The 17,752-nt window shown below is 73.2% G+C and carries 16 protein-coding genes; 12 read left to right on the plus strand and 4 right to left on the minus strand.

Going from position 1 to position 17,752, the window contains the following annotated elements:
• Positions 1-65: 65 nt before the first annotated feature.
• Together AC507J_RS23610 and AC507J_RS23615 are read left to right on the plus strand one after the other, a co-directional pair.
• Positions 66-806, plus strand: coding sequence for an ABC transporter ATP-binding protein (locus tag AC507J_RS23610; RefSeq protein ID WP_496291419.1), 741 nt, complete (start codon positions 66-68; stop codon positions 804-806).
• Positions 807-808: 2 nt separating this feature from the next.
• On the plus strand, positions 809-3,280 hold the full coding sequence (locus tag AC507J_RS23615) for an ABC transporter permease (protein ID WP_496291370.1): 2,472 nt from the start codon (positions 809-811) through the stop codon (positions 3,278-3,280).
• Here AC507J_RS23615 and AC507J_RS23620 read toward each other — a convergent pair.
• Positions 3,277-4,539, minus strand: a complete 1,263-nt coding sequence (locus AC507J_RS23620) for a nucleotide sugar dehydrogenase (RefSeq protein WP_496291371.1) — start codon at positions 4,537-4,539, stop codon at positions 3,277-3,279. The genes AC507J_RS23615 and AC507J_RS23620 overlap by 4 nt on opposite strands.
• Positions 4,540-4,647: 108 nt before the next feature.
• Positions 4,648-6,027: a serine/threonine-protein kinase gene (locus AC507J_RS23625; protein ID WP_496291372.1), complete on the minus strand. Its 1,380-nt coding sequence runs from the start codon at positions 6,025-6,027 to the stop codon at positions 4,648-4,650.
• Between the two features lie 390 nt (positions 6,028-6,417).
• Here AC507J_RS23625 and AC507J_RS23630 point away from each other — a divergent pair, with 390 nt between their 5' ends.
• From AC507J_RS23630 to AC507J_RS23670, 9 genes are all read left to right on the plus strand, one after another.
• Positions 6,418-7,110, plus strand: coding sequence for an RNA polymerase sigma factor (locus tag AC507J_RS23630; protein WP_496291373.1), 693 nt, complete (start codon positions 6,418-6,420; stop codon positions 7,108-7,110).
• Position 7,111: 1 nt separating this feature from the next.
• Positions 7,112-7,879 carry a hypothetical protein gene (locus AC507J_RS23635; RefSeq protein WP_496291374.1) on the plus strand — a complete coding sequence of 256 codons (768 nt, stop codon included), beginning with the start codon at positions 7,112-7,114 and terminating at the stop codon, positions 7,877-7,879.
• A gap of 223 nt (positions 7,880-8,102) precedes the next feature.
• Positions 8,103-9,335 carry an ergothioneine biosynthesis glutamate--cysteine ligase EgtA gene (egtA, locus tag AC507J_RS23640; protein WP_496291375.1) on the plus strand — a complete coding sequence of 411 codons (1,233 nt, stop codon included), beginning with the start codon at positions 8,103-8,105 and terminating at the stop codon, positions 9,333-9,335.
• Between the two features lie 8 nt (positions 9,336-9,343).
• Complete coding sequence (gene egtB / locus AC507J_RS23645; protein ID WP_496291420.1) at positions 9,344-10,669, plus strand: ergothioneine biosynthesis protein EgtB; 1,326 nt, start codon at positions 9,344-9,346, stop codon at positions 10,667-10,669.
• Between the two features lie 22 nt (positions 10,670-10,691).
• Positions 10,692-11,438 carry an ergothioneine biosynthesis protein EgtC gene (gene egtC, locus AC507J_RS23650; RefSeq protein WP_496291376.1) on the plus strand — a complete coding sequence of 249 codons (747 nt, stop codon included), beginning with the start codon at positions 10,692-10,694 and terminating at the stop codon, positions 11,436-11,438.
• 43 nt (positions 11,439-11,481) lie between these two features.
• Complete coding sequence (egtD, locus tag AC507J_RS23655; RefSeq protein WP_496291377.1) at positions 11,482-12,447, plus strand: L-histidine N(alpha)-methyltransferase; 966 nt, start codon at positions 11,482-11,484, stop codon at positions 12,445-12,447.
• A 194-nt stretch (positions 12,448-12,641) separates the two neighbouring features.
• Entirely contained in the window at positions 12,642-13,229 is a 588-nt protein-coding gene (locus AC507J_RS23660) for a TMEM165/GDT1 family protein (protein WP_496291378.1), read from the plus strand.
• 77 nt (positions 13,230-13,306) lie between these two features.
• Entirely contained in the window at positions 13,307-13,669 is a 363-nt protein-coding gene (locus tag AC507J_RS23665) for a DUF1622 domain-containing protein (protein WP_496291379.1), read from the plus strand.
• Complete coding sequence (locus AC507J_RS23670) at positions 13,666-13,965, plus strand: hypothetical protein (protein WP_496291380.1); 300 nt, start codon at positions 13,666-13,668, stop codon at positions 13,963-13,965. Before AC507J_RS23665 ends, AC507J_RS23670 begins: the two co-directional genes overlap by 4 nt.
• A gap of 57 nt (positions 13,966-14,022) precedes the next feature.
• On the opposite strand, the gene nhaA is transcribed toward AC507J_RS23670, so the two are convergent.
• On the minus strand, positions 14,023-15,348 hold the full coding sequence (gene nhaA, locus AC507J_RS23675) for a Na+/H+ antiporter NhaA (RefSeq protein WP_496291381.1): 1,326 nt from the start codon (positions 15,346-15,348) through the stop codon (positions 14,023-14,025).
• A gap of 360 nt (positions 15,349-15,708) precedes the next feature.
• Between nhaA and AC507J_RS23680 the strand changes: the two genes are divergently transcribed.
• Entirely contained in the window at positions 15,709-17,163 is a 1,455-nt protein-coding gene (locus AC507J_RS23680) for a tyrosine-protein kinase domain-containing protein (RefSeq protein WP_496291382.1), read from the plus strand.
• On the opposite strand, the gene AC507J_RS23685 is transcribed toward AC507J_RS23680, so the two are convergent.
• Complete coding sequence (locus tag AC507J_RS23685; protein WP_496291383.1) at positions 17,144-17,698, minus strand: arsenate reductase/protein-tyrosine-phosphatase family protein; 555 nt, start codon at positions 17,696-17,698, stop codon at positions 17,144-17,146. The genes AC507J_RS23680 and AC507J_RS23685 overlap by 20 nt on opposite strands.
• Positions 17,699-17,752: the final 54 nt, after the last annotated feature.

Below are 17,752 nucleotides of genomic sequence, written 5' to 3' on the forward strand. Positions count from 1 at the left end.
AGCAGCACGTGTCCCACGCACCGCCCGCCCACGTCACCGCCGGCGTCGCCGTCACCACCCGCGGACTGCGCAAGCAGTACGGCACCGGCCCGGCCGGCGTCGTCGCCCTCGACGGCGTCGACGTCGACTTCGCCGCCGGCCGGTTCACCGCCATCATGGGCCCCTCCGGCTCCGGCAAGTCGACGCTGATGCACTGCCTGGCCGGTCTGGACCGGCCCACCGCCGGCACCGTCCGGGTCGGCGACACCGAGCTGGGTCGCCTCGACGACCGGCGGCTCACCCTGCTGCGTCGCGACCGGATCGGCTTTGTGTTCCAGCGGTTCAACCTGCTGCCCGCGCTCAGCGCCGAGGAGAACATCGTGCTGCCGCTGGCCATCGCCGGCCGGCGGCCCGATCCGGCCTGGCTGCGTCAGGTGGTCGGCGCGGTCGGGCTCGGCGACCGGTTACGGCACCGCCCGGCCGAGCTCTCCGGCGGTCAGCAGCAGCGGGTCGCGGTGGCCCGGGCACTGATCACCAAACCGTGGGTGATCTTCGCCGACGAGCCGACCGGCAACCTGGACTCCCGCGCCGGGGTGGCGCTGCTCGGGCTGCTGCGCGAGGCGGTCGACACCCTCGGGCAGACGGTGGTGATGGTGACCCACGATCCGGTCGCCGCCGCCCACGCCGACCGGGTGGTCTTCCTCGCCGACGGCCGGCTGGTCCGGGACCTGGTCGAGCCGACCGCCGAGCGGGTCCTCGACCTGCTCGGCCAGTTGGACTCCACGGTGGCGGCCGGCCCGGTCGACGCGCCGGCCCGGGGGCGGTGAACATGCTCCGGGTGACCCTGCGCTCGTTGCGCGCCGAGGCGCTGCGCATGCTCATGTCCGCCCTCGCCGTCGTCCTCGGGGTGGCCTTCATCGCCGGCACGCTGATCTTCATCGACGGGATGCGGGCCGGCACGTACGACCGGGCGGCCGCCTTCGACCGGCACACCGACGTCGGTGTCTACGCCGACCAGGAACCGCTTCCGGTGTCGCTTGTCGACCGGGTGCGCTCGGTCGACGGGGTCCGCGCCGCCGAGGGCGAGCTGACCGGCACCGCCGGGGTGGTGGGCTCGGACGGCCGCCCCGTGCTGGGCTTCGGGTTCCTCGCCGCGGTGCCCACCGATCCGGCCCTCCAGTCGTACGACCTGGTGGCCGGGCGGCTGCCTGCCGAGCCCGGTGAGGTGGTGCTCGACGACCGGACCGCCACCGAGCAGGGCTTCGATCTCGGCGCACCCGTCCGGGTCGGCGGCGCCAACGGTGCCGCCCGGCCGTACACCCTGGTCGGCACGGTCGACGTCGCAAACACCTCGCGGGACATCGGCGGGCCGTTCGTCGGCCTGGTCGGCGCCGACGCGCTCGCCGTCACCGGTGACGAGGGCTATGGCCGGATCATGGTGGCGGCCGAACCGGGGGTGCCCGACCAGGTGCTCGCCGAGCGGATCGCCGCAGCCGTCGGGGCGGATCCGACGGTACGGACCCGGCAGGTGATCCTCGACGAGGCCGTCGCCGACGCGGTACGCGACGTCGACCAGTTCAACCTGGTGCTGCTCACCTTCGCCGGGGTGGCTGTGGTGGTGGCCGCGTTCGTCATCGCGAACACGTTCACGATCGTGCTCGCCCAGCGTTCCCGGCGGACCGCGCTGCTGCGCCTGGTCGGCGCCACCCGGGGACAGGTGTTCCGGGCCACCGTGCTGGAGTCGGGGCTCGTCGGGCTGGCCGCCTCGGCGCTCGGCGTGGTGCTCGGCGCCGGGCTGGCGGCCGGGCTGACGGCGCTGATCTCCCGGCTGGCCGTCCCGTTGCACGGCGAGCTGACGGTCACCGCCGGCATGGTGCTGGGCTGCCTCGTCGCCGGCACCGTGCTCACCGTCGGCGCGGCCCTCGTACCGGCCTGGCACGGCACCCGGGTCCCCCCGGTGGCGGCGCTTACCGACGCGGCGGTGCAGGTCACCCGACCCGCCGGGCGGGTGCGCCTGGCCTTCGGGGCGGTGCTGCTCGCCGCCGGTGTCGCGGCCCTGGCCGGCGCGGCCCGGGCCGGGCAGATCCCGCTGGTCGCCCTCGGCGGGATCCTGACCTTCCTCGGCATCGTCCTGTTCGGACCGGTGCTGGTGCCGGCGCTGGTCCGGGTGTTCGGCGCGCCGGCCCGCCGGATCCTCGGGGTCACCGCCGCCCTCGCCGTGGCCAACGCGGTCCGCAATCCACGCAGGGTGGCCGCGACCGCCACCGCCCTGGTGATCGGCATCGGTCTGGTCGCGTCCTTCGTGGTGGGCGCGCAGAGCACCAAGGCGGCCATCGAGCGCAGCGTGGACGCACAGGTGGGCGTGGACTTCCTGGTCACCGGGATCGGCGTCGACCTGCCCAGCGGAGTGGTCGACGCGCTGGCCACCCGACCCGAACTGGGCGTGGTGCACGAGACCCGTACGCACACCGTCGACGATGTGGTCTTCCGCGCCGCCGACCCGGCCCTGGTGGACCGGCGGCTCGACGGTGTACTGGCCGGCCGGACCGACCGGCTCGGACCGGGCCGGGTGCTGGTGCACCGGGAGTTGGCGGCGCGGCACGGCTGGTCGGTCGGGGACCACATCATGCTGCGCGGCGAGCGGTTCGAGGTGGCGGCCGTGGTGACCGGTGCGGCTGGGCAGGTGTACTCGGCACCCACCGGCCACCTGGTCGACCTGGTCGCCGCCGACTTCAGCCGCCTCTTCCCGCAGGTACGGGGTCATCTGGCCGAGATCGACCCGGCCGCCGGGGTGTCGGCCGCCTCGGCCCGCACCGCGATCGAGGAGGTCCTGGTCGACTACCCGACGGTGAACCTGCTGGACCAGGCGGCGTACAAGCGGATGCTCACCGGCACCGTCGACATGCTGCTGGCCTTCGTGATCGCGTTGCTCGGTCTGGCCGTGGTGATCGCGCTGGTCGGCGTGGCGAACACGCTGAGCCTGTCGGTGGTGGAACGGACCAGGGAGAACGCGGTGCTGCGGGCCGTCGGGCTGACCGGGGGACGGTTGCGCGCCATGCTCGCCACCGAGGCGGTGCTCACCGCGCTGGTCGGCGCGGTACTCGGGGTGGCCCTGGGCACCGCCGTCGCCGCCGGGGCGATGGCGCTGTTCGCCCGGATCGGTGGGGAGTTCGTCCTGGTGGTGCCCTGGGGGCAGCTCGGTGGCGTCCTCGCCGTGGCGGTGCTGGCGGCACTGGCCGCGTCGGTGCTGCCGGCCCGGCGGGCCCTGGCCGTGCCGGTGGTGGAGGCGCTCGCGGACTAGAGGCGTTCGACGGTGGGGCCGGTGCAGCGGTTGCGGGTGTCGAACACGTAGCGCGCGTGCCGGCCCACCAGGTCGTAGTCGAAGGCGTCGTGGTCGGTGACCACCACCACGGCGTCTGCCGTGCGTACCTCGTGCTCGGTCAGGTCGACCGTGAGCACCCCGTCGGGGAGGTGGTGCGGCTCCGCGTACGGTTCCACGGCGCGGACCTCGCCGCCCAGCTCCCGCAGCCGGCGGGCCACCTCGACGGCGGGCGAGTCGCGCATGTCGGCGGTGTTGCGCTTGTACGTCAGGCCGAGCAGCAGCAGCCGGGCGCCGCTTACCGACCGGCCGGACCGGTTCAGCCCCGCCATCACCCGCTGCGCCACGTGCTCGGGCATCTCGTGATTGACGTCGTTGGCCAGCTCGATGAACCGGAACTGCCGGCCCAGGCGGCGCTTCACCTGCCAGGACAGGTAGCAGGGGTCGATCGGCAGGCAGTGGCCACCGACTCCCGGGCCGGGCCGGAACGGCATGAAGCCGAACGGCTTCGTCTCTGCTGCGTCGATCGCCTGCCACACGTCGATGTCGAGCTGGTGCGAGAGCATGGTCAGCTCGTTGACCAGGGCGATGTTGACCTGGCGGAAGGTGTTCTCGATCAGCTTCGTCAGCTCGGCCACCCGGGTGGAGTCCACCGGCACCGTCCGCTCCACAAGCCGGCGGTAGAAGCCGTCGACCCGGGCCAGGGAGGCCGCGTCGACGCCGGAGACCACCTTCGGGGTGTTCTCCAGCCGCCAGGTCCGGTTGCCCGGGTCGATCCGCTCCGGGCTGTAGCCGAGGTGGAAGTCGCCGGGGCTGCTCAGCCCGCTTGCCGACTCCAGCAGCGGACGCAGCAACTCCTCCGTGGTGCCCGGATAGGTGGTCGACTCCAGGATCACCGTGCAGCCCGGCCGCAGGTAGGGCCCGATGCCGGCACCCGCCTGCTCCACGAAGCTCAGGTCCGGCGTGCCGTCGCGCAGCGGCGTGGGTACGGTGATCACGCAGATGTCGAAGCCCTCGGCATCGGTGTACTCGCTGCTCGGGCGGTAGCGGCCACTGCCCAGCGCCCGGCCGAGACGATCGGCCGGAATGTCCGCCACGAACGACTCACCCGAGGCGAGCCGCTTGACCCGGTCGGTGTCGACATCGAGGCCGACCACGTCCAGGCCGGCTTCGGCGGCCCGTACCGCCAACGGCAGGCCGACGTAACCCTGGCCGATGACGACCAACTTCTCCACGCTCACCGGGACTCCCGAACGAATCGGCGATAACTGCACGTGAGGAGCCTAAAGCGTGCTGTGAGGCCGGATGTCCGTTTCGATGATTTCGGCGGGTGTCGCGAGGGATGTGGGCTAACCGGCGCCCGAGCCCCCGTCCCCGTCCCCGCCCCCGGGCGGCGTGCCGGTGGTCGGCGCCGGCGGTGTGGTCGGCGTCGGTGCCGAGGGCTCCGTCGAGGGGGTGCCCGGACCCTCGGACGAGGCGGTGCTCGACGGCGTCGGGTCGGGCGAGTCCGGCGTGGTCGACTCGCTGGGCTGAGTGCTGGTCGGCGACGGTGAGCGGGACCCGGTCGGGGTGCTCGACGAGCCGGGCGGCCGGTACGAGGGGGCCTCGGCGGGCACGCTCTGATCCTGGCTCGGCAACGGCTCCGCGTCGGTGGTGCTCTCGGCGCTCGGCGAGGTGCTCGGCACCGTCACCGCCGGGGCGCCGGCTTCCTCCGAGGCGCTGAGTGCGGCACCGAGCGCGACCAGCCCGACCGTCACGGCGGTGAGCGCACCGACCAGGGCGCCGCGACGTCCCCGCCGGCCGACCGGCGGAGTGTCCGCTGCGGTGATCTCCACCCGGGTCTCCGGACCGGCGTCGCGCAGCGCTGCGGCGGCCGGGACCATCGCGGTCGGCAGCGAGCTGTCCGACACCGCGGTCCGGGCGGCCTCCGCCATCGCCGCGCCGCTGCTGAACCGGTCGGCGGGGTCCTTGGCCAGGGCCCGGGCGACCAGGATCCGTACCGCCTCCGGAATGTCGTGCGGCAGCTCCGGCGGCGGGTCGTCGAGATGCCGGACCGCGACCTGGAGCGGGTTGTCACCGGTGAACGGGGGGCCGCCGGTCAGGCAGCAGTACGCGACCGCGCCGAGGGCGTACAGATCGGTCGCCCCCGAGACCGGCCGCCCGGCCGCCTGCTCCGGTGCCATGTACAGCGCGGTGCCGGGGACCGCGTTTGTGCTGGTGATGCTGGTCACATTGGTCGAGCGGGCGACGCCGAAGTCGACAAGTACTACCGAACCGTCCTCCTGGACCAGCAGGTTGCTCGGCTTGACGTCGCGGTGCACGATGCCGCCGAGATGCGCGGCGTGCAGCGCCTGGGCCACCTGCGCCACCACGGACATGGTCTCGCTGACGTCCAGGCGGCCCGCGGCCTCGATCCGCTTGGAGAGCGGGACGCCGGTGACGAACTCCATGACCAGGTAGTCGGCCCGGCCGCCGTCGGGCAGGTCGTCTTCGCCGCAGTCGAAGACCTGGACGATTCCGGGGTGGCGCAGCGCGGCCATGATCCGGGCCTCGGCGCGGAACCGGGCGATGAAGTCGGGGTCGGAGACCAGCGAGGGCAGCAGCACCTTGACCGCGACCTGACGGCCCAGGATCAGGTCGGTGCCGCACCAGACTTCACCCATGCCGCCCGTCGCGACACGCTCGTCCAGGCGGTAACGACCGCTGAGTACGACCTCCGAAGACAACACGGCTCCACCGTACCCACAGTGGTCACCAACGGCGCGTTCGCGGGTCCGGGGTCCGGCGGCCCCGGCATGCCTGCTCGCGCCCCTGCGTGACCTTGCTGATACCTCGTGTCACGGCGTGGTTCCGGTGGGTTCGCGTCGGTCCCGGCCGGCGCACCGGAACCCGGAGCCGTCGCCGGCCGGCGCCGGCCGTCGTGTACCGTCGATTCGCCGTCCGGAGCGGTTGCTGTCTGCTCGTCCGGTTGGCGAGGCTGAGTTGCCAGTCAGCTGATGAACAGGTCGACGGGTGGGCCGGCAAGCGGGCCCCGCCCCAGAAGGTCCGGGCCCGCGCCGAGTGCGCCGGTCCGGCGGGTGTCCCCGCGAGAGGGCTGTTGGAACGGAAGCGGCAGGGCCATGACCGGTGAGCTGAGTCAGGCCGTCGAGGCGGCCCAGGCCGGCGACGAGGATGCCTTCCGCCTTCTCTACCGCAGCCTTCAGCCGGGGCTGCTGCGTTACCTGACCGCCCTGGTCGGCGCGGACGCCGAGGACGTCGCGTCGGAGACGTGGCTTCAGGTGGCGCGTGACCTGCCCGGCTTCACCGGTGGCGAGTTCCGCGCCTGGGTAGTCACCATCGGGCGGAACCGGGCCATGGACCATCTGCGCCGGCAACGCCGCCGCCCGGTCCTGCCGGTGCCGGTCGAGGAACTCACCGAACTGGCCGGGGACGTCGACACCGCCGAACGTGCCGGGGAGCGCATCGGCACCGAGGCGGCCCTGGCCATGATCGCGAGCTTGCCGCCCCGGGAAGCCGAGGCGGTCCTGCTGCGGGCGGTCGTCGGGCTCGACGCCGAGACCGCCGGGCAGGTGCTCGGTCGCCGGGCCGGTGCGGTACGCACCGCGGCCCACCGCGGACTGCGGCGGCTGGCGCTGCTGCTCGACCGAGGTGCCGAATCCGCCCGGGCCACCGGGTCGGCGGCCGGAACCGCGCCCGCCGTGGGCACCCCGGCGGGGTCGCCGGAGGCCGGCGCGTCGGCCGACCGCCAGACGCCGAGGCCGCGTACCGGGCCGTCGCCGCAGCTGCCGCACACCGAGCCGGTGGACGGCTGACATGGGGAAAATTCGCATGATCCTGCGCCGGCTGGCGCGGCCCGGAAATCGAGCCGAGCATGAGCGGCTGCTCGACGCCGCCCGTGCGCCCCGCCCCGCCGCCGGGCCGCCGGACCCGCTGGCGGGGCTGCTCCGGGCCGCCGCCGCTCCGCCGCGCCCGGAGGAACTCGCCGGCGAGGAGGCGGCGCTGGCCGCGTTCCGCGCGGCCCGGCAGAGCGCCACCGAGGCGCCCGCGGCCCGGTCGCGACGACGCCGGTTCACCGCCGGCGCCGTGCTCTGGCTCGCCGGCCTCACCGCCACCGCCACCGCGGGAGTCGCGCTGGCAGCGGCCGGCCTGGATCACCCGGACGAGCCGCCGGCGGCACCCCCGGTCCGAGAGACGGCCGCGCCGACACCCACCGGCGGGGCTGCTCGTACGCCCTCCGAAAGCCCGACCGCCGGCGTACCCGCCGCACCGCCGACCGAGGTGCCGACCGGCGGTACGTCGGCGTCGACCCGGGCGGAGCCCGTACCGGACGAATCGGCCCCCGGCACGCCTGTGCACTTCGGGCCGGAGAACTCCGGACACTGCAAGGCGTTCCTGTCCAAGTCCGAGCGTCAACGGGAGAAGGCGCTCGGCACGCCCGGCTTCCAGGACCTCGTGGTGGCGGCCGGCGGTGCCGAGCAGGTGCCGGCGCGCTGTCGGCAGCTGCTGGCCGAGACCGATCCCAACTGGCTGGCCAAGCACGGATCCGAGGCGGACACGACCACCGAGGGCGACGACTCCTGACCTCCGGCGGGGCTCGGCGGCATTGCGACGGGCCTGCGTGGTCGGCGTACCGAAGCTGCTCCGGCTTGCGGCGACACCCAAGATGAATCACCCTCGGTACGCGGTCGGCTCCTGGTAGACAGGAGGGGCGGCCGCCGGCGGTCCGGCGATGTCACTCGGTGAAGGTACGGTGACAGCGAGGGACTGGCGCCGGGAGGACTGGCGCCGGGAAGGGAGCCGTCGCATGGTGATGTCGCCGGAACTGGATCGCGTCGTGGTGCTGCGCGACCGTGCCGCCGCCGCTCGGCACCTCGCCCGGATCTGCTTCAAGACCGGCCCGCCGACCTATACCGGTGTCGAGCTCGAATGGACGGTGCACGACGCCGTCGACCCCGCCCGTCCCGTCGACGCCGCGCGACTGACCGCGGCGTTGGGCCCGTACAGTCCCACCACACTGGATCCGACCAGCCCCGCCCGGCGACTGCTCCGGGGCGGCTCGGTGACCGTGGAGCCCGGCGGCCAACTGGAGATCTCCACCCCGCCGCAGGCCTCCGTCGCCGCCCTGGTCGAGGCCACCCACTCCGACATCGCCCAGCTGGCCGGCCTGCTGGAAGCCGCCGGCCTGCGGCTCGGCCGGGCCGGAATGGATCCGTACCGGCCGCCGAGGCCAGTGATCGACACACCGCGTTACCGCGCCATGCGCCGGGTCTTCGACCGGCAGGGCCCGGCCGGGCGGACCATGATGTACAGCAGCGCCGGCCTACAGGTCTGCCTGGACGCGGGTGAGCCCGCGCAGCTCGCCGCCCGCTGGGCGCTGGCCCACGCGGTCGGGCCGCCGCTGCTCGCCGCCTTCGCCACCGCCGGGCGGCACGCGGGCCGGGACACCGGCTGGGCGTCGACGCGGATGGTGATGTGGTGGCGCATCGACCCGGCCCGCACCGCCCCGGTCTGGACGCCGGGCCGGGCCGGCGTGGATCCCGTCGCCGCGTGGACGGCGTACGTGCTCGCCGCCCCGCTGCTCTGCATCCGGGACGACGGCGACTGGACCCCACCACCGGACGTGACGTTCGCCGACTGGCTCGACGGCGCGCTGCCCCGGCCGCCCACCACCGACGACCTGGAATACCACGTCAGCACCCTCTTTCCGCCGGTCCGGCCGCGCGGCTACCTCGAACTGCGCTACCTCGACGCGCAGCCGGGACGGGGCTGGACGCTGCCGCTGGCGGTGCTCGCCGCCCTGTTCGCCGATGCCGAGACGGTCGGCGCGGCGACCGAGGTGGCCATGCCGGTGGCCGAGGACTGGACCGTCGCCGCCCGGCAGGGCCTGGCAGACCCCGGCCTGGCCTCGGCCGCCGCCGGGCTGCTGGACCTGGCCGTGGCGGCGCTGCCCCGGCTCGACCTGCCGGCGGCCCTGCACGGCGAGATCGACCAGGGAGTACGACGACGGCAACAGGCCGTCACGAGGAGGCAACGGTGACCGACACCCTGACCGGTCAGGACGACGAGGAGAAGCTGCGCGGCCGGATCGCGGCGGAGCTGGAGCGCACCCGGGCCCGTACCGCCCTGCTGACCGAGGCGGTGGACGACGCCGACCTGGTGCGCCAGCATTCGCCGCTGATGTCGCCGCTGGTGTGGGACCTGGCCCACGTGGGCAACCAGGAGGAACTCTGGCTGGTCCGGGACGTCGGCGGCCGGGAACCGGTCCGGTGCGACATCGACGAGCTGTACGACGCCTTCAAACAGCCCCGCCGGGACCGCCCGACGCTGCCGCTGCTACCGCCGGCCGAGGCGCGGGCGTACCTGGCGACCGTGCGCGAAAAGGTGCACGACCTGCTGGAGCGGGTCGCCTTCGACAGTCGCCGGCTGGTCGCCGACGGGTTCGCCTTCGGCATGATCGTGCAGCACGAGCAGCAGCACGACGAGACCATGCTCGCCACCCACCAGTTGCGGTCCGGCCCGGCCGTGCTGCACGCGCCGCCGCCGCCCGAGCCGGCCGCGCCGGTGACCGGCGAGGTGCTGGTGCCCGCCGGCCCGTTCGTGATGGGCACCGACACCGACCCCTGGGCGCTGGACAATGAACGCCCCGCGCACCGGGTCGAGCTGCCCGCGTACGTCATCGACGCCACACCGGTGACCAACGGGGCGTACCGCGAGTTCATCGCCGACGGCGGGTACGACGACCCGCGCTGGTGGAGCGAGCCCGGCTGGCGACATCGCCAGGCGGACGGGCTTAGCGCGCCGATGCACTGGCGGCGCGACGGCGACGGCTGGGCGTACCGGCGCTTCGGCCGGTGGGACCGGGTCCACGACGACGAGCCGGTGGTGCACGTCTGCTTCCACGAGGCACAGGCGTACGCCGCGTGGGCGGGCAAGCGGCTGCCAACCGAGGCGGAGTGGGAGAAGGCGGCCCGCTGGGACCCGGCCACCGGCCGCTCCCGCCGCTACCCCTGGGGCGACGGCGAGCCCACCTCGGCGCACGCCAACCTGGGGCAGCGGCACCTCTGGCCGGCGCCGGTCGGCGCCTACCCGGCCGGAGCCTCGCCGCTCGGCGTGCACCAGCTCATCGGCGACGTCTGGGAGTGGACCAGCACCGCGTTCCGGGGCTATCCGGGCTTCGCCGCCTTCCCGTACCGGGAGTACTCCGAGGTCTTCTTCGGCGCCGACTACCAGGTGCTGCGCGGCGGCTCGTTCGGCACCGACCGGGCCGCCTGCCGGGGCACGTTCCGTAACTGGGACTATCCCATCCGGCGGCAGATCTTCAGCGGCTTCCGCTGCGCCCGGGACGCCCGGCCGGACGAGACGCACCGGTGACGGTCGTCGGGCGGGTCACCTGATGTGCCGCCATCTGGCCTATCTCGGCCCACCGCTGAGCCTGCGCGAGCTGCTCTTCGACCCGCCGCACTCGCTGCTGCGCCAGTCCTGGGCACCGCGGGACATGCGCGGCGGCGGGACGATCAACGCCGACGGGTTCGGCGTCGGCTGGTACCCCGGCGACGGCCCGCCGGTGCGGTACCGGCGCGCCCAGCCGATCTGGAACGACCCGACGATCGCCGAACTCGCGGCCGTCACCTCGAGCGGCGCGGTGCTGGCCGCGGTGCGTTCCGCCACGGTCGGCATGGCGGTGGTCGACCGGGCCGCCGCGCCCTTCGCCGACGGGCGGTGGCTGTTCAGCCACAACGGCGTGATCCGCGGCTGGCCGGACTCGGTGGTCCCACTCGCCGCCGAGCTACCCGTGCGTGACCTGCTCACGCTTGACGCGGCCACCGACTCGGCGCTGCTCTGGGCGCTGGTCCGCGACCGGCTGCGGGCGGGCGTGGCACCGGCTCGGGCGGTCGCCGAGACGGTCACCTCGGTCTCGGTGGCCGCCCCCGGCTCCCGGCTGAACCTGCTGCTCACCGACGGCCGCACGGTGGTCGCCAGCACGGCCGGGCACGCGCTGTCCCTGCGTACCACGCCGACGTCGGTGCTGCTGGCCTCGGAGCCGCACGACGACGAGCCGGGCTGGCGGTCGGTCCCGGACGGCCAACTGGTGCAGGCGACCGCGACCGACCTACGGCAGCAGCCGATCGCGGCGTGCTGAGCCCGGTCGTTCCGGGCCGACATCCAACGGAGAGGGGAAACAGATGGGCGTGGAGCCGCTCGAGATCCATTTGGACGACCAGGACGTCGCTCGCAGCCTGCGGCACGACGTACGGGTCGGGCTGACCGCCGAGCCGAAGTGGCTGCCCCCGAAGTGGTTCTACGACGCTCGGGGCAGCGAGTTGTTCGACGAGATCACCCGGCTGCCCGAGTACTACCCGACCCGGGCCGAACGCGCCGTGCTGGCCGAACGCTCGGCCGAGATCGCCGACCTGACCGGCGCGAAGACGCTCATCGAGCTCGGGTCCGGCTCGTCGGAGAAGACCCGCCTGCTGCTGGACGCCCTCAGCCGGCGCGTCGGTCTGGGCACGTTCGTGCCGCTGGACGTGTCGATAAGCGCCCTGCGCGCCTCCACCGAGGCCCTCGCCGCCGACTATCCGGGGCTGCGGGTTCGGGGCATCGTCGGGGACTTCACCCGTGATCTCCACCGGCTGCCCACCGGTGGTCGGCGGCTGGTGGCCTTCCTCGGCGGCACCATCGGCAACCTGCTGCCCGACGAGCGGGCCGGGTTCCTCAACCGGATGCGGGCCGCGCTCGAAGCCGGGGACTGGCTGCTGGTCGGCACCGACCTGGTCAAGGATCCGGCGGTGCTGGTGCCGGCCTACGACGACGCGGCGGGGGTGACCGCCGAGTTCAACCGCAACGTGCTGCGGGTGCTCAACCGGGAACTCGGTGCCGACTTCGACCCGGCGGCGTTCGCGCACGTCGCGTGCTGGGACCCGGACCGGGAATGGATCGAGATGCGGCTGCGCGCCGAGCGGCCGATGCGGGTACGGGTGCTCGATCTGGCGGTCGACTTCGCTGCCGGGGAGGAGCTGCGCACCGAGGTGTCGGCGAAGTTCCGCCCGGAGGGGATCGCCGCCGAGCTGGCCCGGGCGGGGTTGCGCGCCGAACGGTTCTGGACCGACCCGGCGGGCCGGTTCGGGGTCACCCTGGCCCGGGCGGTGTGAGCGTCCGCTGATCGGCTAGGCTGGCGGGCAGCGAAGGGGAGTAGCCCGCAACGCCGTGGTCGACATACTGGTGCGTTCCGCATCCGGCCACGCGGCCTCGGATCCACGAGGCGGGCGAGACCTTCGACCCAGGCTGTAGCAGCCGGGTCGAGGGCACCCCCGTTCCTCCTCCCGGCCTGATCCGGAAGGACGTCATGGAGGGGTTCCTCGTCGCGCTGGCGGTCAGCTTCGGCGTGATCTTCGTTGCCGAGCTGGGAGACAAGTCCCAGCTCATGGCCCTGGCCTTTGCCACCCGATACCGCACCGTGCCGATTTTGATCGGCATCACCGTGGCCACCGCCGTGGTGCACCTGGCCTCGGTGGCGATCGGTCACGGTCTCGGTGCCACCCTGCCCACCGGCTGGATCTCGCTGCTGGCGGGCCTGGCCTTCATCGGCTTCGGCCTCTGGACCCTGCGCGGTGACACGCTCACCGAGGAGGAGAAGAACAAGGCCGCCAAAGGTGGCAAGTCGGCGGTGCTGGCCGTCGGCGTGGCCTTCTTCCTGGCCGAACTCGGCGACAAGACGATGCTGGCGACGATCACGCTGGCCACCCAGTACGGCTGGTTCGGCACCTGGATCGGCTCGACGATCGGCATGGTCGCCGCCGACGCGCTCGCCATCCTCGTCGGCCGGCTGCTCGGCCGCAAGCTGCCGGAACGGACCATCAAGTACGGCGCTGCCGTCCTCTTCGCCGCCAGCGGCATCTGGCTGATCGTCGAGGCGGTGGCGCAGCTGACCTGAGCGCCGGGCCGGCCCCGGCTCCGAGCTGGCCCGGTCCGGCGCGGACTAGCCGTTCGGCGGCCGGGTAAGGCGCCGGGGTGGACGTGGAGACGATCCTCCGCGGCGGTCATCACCTGGTGGTGACCGCTGTGGAGCTCGTCGGGGTGGTGGTGATCACCGCCGGGGTGGCCTGGGCGGCGCTGCGGTTCGTGGTGGACGGGCTGCGCTACCGCGACGCCGCGGTGTTCACCCGCATCCGGCTGACCCTGGGCAGGTTCCTCACCCTCGGGCTGGAGTTCCAGCTCGCGGCCGACATCCTGCGTACGGCGCTGTCACCGACCTTCGCCCAGATCGGTCAACTCGCCGCCATCGCCGCGATCCGGACGGTACTGAACTACGTCCTGCACCGGGAGATCGAGCAGGAGCAGCGGCAGATCTCCGCGCCGGAGAGGTCCCGGTGACGGCCACCCTCTCCGCCGTCATCACCGTGCTCGGTGCTCTCGCCGCGACGGTGGCACTGGTCGCCACGAGGTCCTGGCCGACCGCTCTCGCGGTGCTGCTCGACATGCTGGTCGCCGCCGGCCTGGTCGGCCTGGCCGGCGGGCAGAGCCTGCGGGAACTCGCCGCCGTGGCGGCGATCGTGGCGTTGCGGATGCTGCTGCGCAGCGCCCTGCTCGCCAACTACCGGTGGCTGCGGACGGCGGATCCGGGACGCCCGGCCGAACGTGTCGGCGGGCGTCCCGGTGCCGATCCCTGACCGTGGCCCCGGGCGGCGTCGCGCCGGCCGGAGCCGGCCCTCGAACCCGGTGGCCGGTCAGCCCCCGGGCTTCTGGTAGACGTCCGGTATGCCGTCCTGGTTGAGGTCGACCTGCTCCTTCAGCGCGATCGCCCGATACGCCCGGTTGCGGCGCGACAGCACCACCATGGCGAGCAGCGCCGAGATCAGCGACCCGGCCAGTACGCCGGCCTTGACGTTGCCGCCCTCGCCGACGGAGCCGAAGGCGAGTTCACCGATCAGCAGTGAGACGGTGAAGCCGATGCCGGCCAGCAGCGACACGCCGAGCAGGTCGGACCAGGCGATGTCCTCGTCCAGCCGGGCCCGGGTGAACCGGGCCAGCAGGTAGGTCGAGCCGAGGATGCCGACGCACTTGCCGACCACCAGGCCGAGCACGATGCCGGCGACGATCGGGTCGGTGACCACCGCGCCCAGGTCGGCGCCGCGCAGCGACACCCCGGCGGCGAAGAACGCGAAGACCGGTACGGCGAACCCGGCCGAGATCGGCCGCCAGCGGTGTTCCAGGTGCTCGGCGAGACCGGGTGCGGGCCGGCCGTCGCGGCTCTTGCCGGCGAGCACCGGCACGGTGAAGCCGAGCAGCACACCGGCGACGGTGGCGTGCACGCCGGAGGAGTGCACAAGCGTCCAGGCGACGATCGCGAGCGGGATGAGCGCCCACCACCAGGTGCGGCGACGCTGCACCAGCAGCCCGAACAGCGCGATCGGCAGCACGGCGCCGAGCAGCGGGAGCAGGTTGAAGTCGTCGGTGTAGAAGATCGCGATGATGGTGATCGCGAGCAGGTCGTCGACCACGGCCAGGGTGAGCAGGAAGGCGCGCAGGCCCTGCGGCAGGTAGGCGCCGATCACGGCCAGCACGGCCAACGCGAAGGCGATGTCGGTGGCGGTCGGGATGGCCCAGCCGCGCAGTCCGTCGCCGTCGGCGGCGAGGTTCACCGCCACGTAGATCAGCGCTGGCATCGCCATGCCGCCGATCGCCGCCACCACCGGCAGCGCCGCCCGGCGCGGATCGCGCAGTTCGCCGGCGACGAACTCCCGCTTCAGTTCCAGGCCGACCACGAAGAAGAAGATGGCCAGCAAACCGTCGGCGGCCCAGGTGGTCAGGTCGAGATCGAGGTGCAGGGCGGAACCGCCGGACCAGGGGACCCACCGGCCAAGTTCGGTGTAGGCGTCGCCCCAGGGCGAGTTCGCCCAGATCAGTGCGATCACGGCACCGAACAGCAGAAGTGCGCCGCCGACGGTCTCGGTGCGCAGCACGTCGGCCAGGAAACGGGCCTCGGGCCAGGAGGTGCGAGCGAACAGGCGGCGTACGCCGCGTCGCTCAGGGCGTTGGTTCTCGTCGGTCATCCGGGTGGTCCACCTCGTCGATAGGGGAATAGCAGAACTCCATCGCCGACCAGGCTTCCCGGCACACCGCCGATGATCCTATCCATCGCGGTGGGGCACAGCGAGTGCGGCGACCAGGAGACCTTCCGCGCCGTGTGGTCCCCGCTCCGCCGGGCCGAGCAGCACACTTTCTCGCGCTGGAGGCGATTCCGACGGTTGGCCGGTGCGGTTGTACCACCGGGCATGGTCCGCATCGGGGAAACCGGCAATCGGGGACATAAGCCTCAAAGGACCGCTTTAATGGTTTAACGCGACAAAGTCGACCTTGGGGGTTTTCGTGAAGTTCTTTGGCGTTGTTGGCCCGGTCGGGAGGCCTGCCTGATGGACCTGTTCCACCAATTGCGCCTCGTCCGCCGGAACTGGTGGATCGTGCTGGTCACGCTCATGGTGTCGCTCGGTGTCACCGCACTGGTCACCGTCCGGGCTCAGCCCCGTTACCTCGCCACGGTCACTTTCTTCGTCACCACACCGAGCCACGGTGTAACCGACGCCTATCAGGGCAGTCTCTTTCTTCAGCAGCGGGTGAAGTCCTACGAGCAGCTGCTGACCAGTGACCGGCTGGCGCAGAGCGTGGCGGCCGACAACCAGTTCGGGTTGTCCGCCGACCAGGTCCGGGGCAAGGTCACCACCGCAACGGAGACCGGCACCGTGTTGCTCCGGGCGTCGGTGATCGACACCGACCAGACCCGCGCGTTGCGGGTGACCGAGGCCCTCTCGGCGAAGTTCGTCGAACTCGTCAAAGACGTCGAGACCCGGCCGGACGGGACCGCCGGGCCGATCAAGATCGAGGTCGTCGGTGGGCCGCGGGTCACCCCGAGCCCGATCTCGCCGCAACCGGTGCGCAACTTCCTCATCGGCGCCCTTGTCGGCCTGCTGGCCGGGGCGGGCCTGGCGGTCCTGCGTGGCGTGGTCGACGTCCGGCTACGGGACGCCGCCGCACTGCGGCGGGTGACCGGCAGCCCGCTGCTCGGCGAGATCCCGTTCGACACCACCGCCCGCAGCGCTCCGCTGATCGTCGGTGCCGCCGCGACCTCGTCCCGGGCCGAGGCGGTCCGCAAGCTGCGGACCAACCTGCGCTTCGTCGACGCCGACGAGCCGGCCCGGGTCATCGCCGTCACAAGTGCGTTGCAGGGGGAGGGGAAGACGACGCTCTCGTGCAACCTGGCGATCGCGCTGGCCGAGGCGGGCTGGCGGGTCCTGCTGGTCGACGCCGACCTGCGCCGATCCAAGATCGGCGATTATCTGGGCATCGACTCCGCGGTCGGGCTGACCGATGTGCTTGTCGGTGACGTCAACGTCGGCGACGTGGTGCAGCGCTGGGGCGACAAGTCGCTGCTCGTGCTGCCCAGCGGTTCGCTTCCGCCGAATCCGAGCGAGCTGCTCGGCTCGAAGGCGATGTCCGACCTGCTGCTGGCCCTGCGCGAGTCCGCCGACATCGTCATCATCGACACCGCGCCGCTGCTCGCGGTCACCGATGGTGTGGTGGTCGCCGTGCAGGCCGACGGTGCCCTGCTGATCAGCCAGCAGGGGCGTACGGCGCGTACCCAGGTGGCCGCGGCGGCCCGCGCACTCAACGCGGTCTCCGTGCGACTGCTGGGCTGCGTGCTCAACATGGCGCGGATTCCCAAGTCCGAGATCTACCAGTACGAGGCCTATCGGATGAGGGTCGAGCCGTCGACGTCGGCGGACCCGGTCGTGGCCGGCCGGCACGCCGAGCACACCGGCGCCGACGACCCGGTCGAGCCCGTCGAGGAACTCACCCGGCTGTCCCGATGAGCGTCGCCAGCGGTCGCAGGCACCGTTCGATCTCCTGCGCGCAGCGCCGGAAGTCCTCACGGGTGCCGGCGACCGGGTCCCGCAGGTCGTCGGCGTCCCCGAGGGCGGGTTGCAACCGCCCTCGGGCCAGCGCCGCGGCCGCCACCGCCGCCCGCAGCGGATCCTCGTGCTCGTCCATCGGGCGCTCGACCGTCGCGGCGAGCCGGCCGAACTGGCGCACCGTGAAGGTACGGTGCAGCACCGCCGGTGCCAGCACGGTGCAGACGGAGCGCTGGCGACGGGTCGCGGTCAGCACCAGCGTCGCGTCGACGAGGTGCTCCGGCGCGAGCCGCCGGCTGCGGAAGCCGCTCGGGTCCTCGCCCGTCTCGGCGGCGATCTCCGCCGCGTACGGGTGCATGGCGCGACCCGGCGCGGCGTCGGTCCCGGCGCTGGCCACGGTCACCGGCCAGCCGGCGAGCAGCCGCCGCGCGGCGTACTCGGCCATCGGCGACCGGCACAGGTTGGCGTGGCAGACGAACAAGACCCGGTTGGCCATGTGGAACCCCTTCGACGACGTGGTCGCGGGCGGGAGCGCCGCGAGCCGGGAGGG

Source organism: Micromonospora sp. PRAS1 (genome assembly GCF_059553435.1).

Excerpts from the sequence above, each read along its gene's own strand:
- AC507J_RS23660 (WP_496291378.1), top strand. The coding sequence starts at position 12,642 with ATGGAGGGGTTCCTCGTCGCGCTGGCGGTCAGCTTCGGCGTGATCTTC.
- AC507J_RS23635 (WP_496291374.1), top strand. The coding sequence starts at position 7,112 with ATGGGGAAAATTCGCATGATCCTGCGCCGGCTGGCGCGGCCCGGAAAT.
- AC507J_RS23630 (WP_496291373.1), top strand. The coding sequence starts at position 6,418 with ATGACCGGTGAGCTGAGTCAGGCCGTCGAGGCGGCCCAGGCCGGCGAC.
- nhaA (WP_496291381.1), bottom strand. The coding sequence starts at position 15,348 with ATGACCGACGAGAACCAACGCCCTGAGCGACGCGGCGTACGCCGCCTG.
- AC507J_RS23680 (WP_496291382.1), top strand. The coding sequence starts at position 15,709 with ATGGACCTGTTCCACCAATTGCGCCTCGTCCGCCGGAACTGGTGGATC.
- egtA (WP_496291375.1), top strand. The coding sequence starts at position 8,103 with ATGGTGATGTCGCCGGAACTGGATCGCGTCGTGGTGCTGCGCGACCGT.
- egtD (WP_496291377.1), top strand. The coding sequence starts at position 11,482 with ATGGGCGTGGAGCCGCTCGAGATCCATTTGGACGACCAGGACGTCGCT.
- egtC (WP_496291376.1), top strand. The coding sequence starts at position 10,692 with ATGTGCCGCCATCTGGCCTATCTCGGCCCACCGCTGAGCCTGCGCGAG.
- AC507J_RS23685 (WP_496291383.1), bottom strand. The coding sequence starts at position 17,698 with ATGGCCAACCGGGTCTTGTTCGTCTGCCACGCCAACCTGTGCCGGTCG.
- AC507J_RS23615 (WP_496291370.1), top strand. The coding sequence starts at position 809 with ATGCTCCGGGTGACCCTGCGCTCGTTGCGCGCCGAGGCGCTGCGCATG.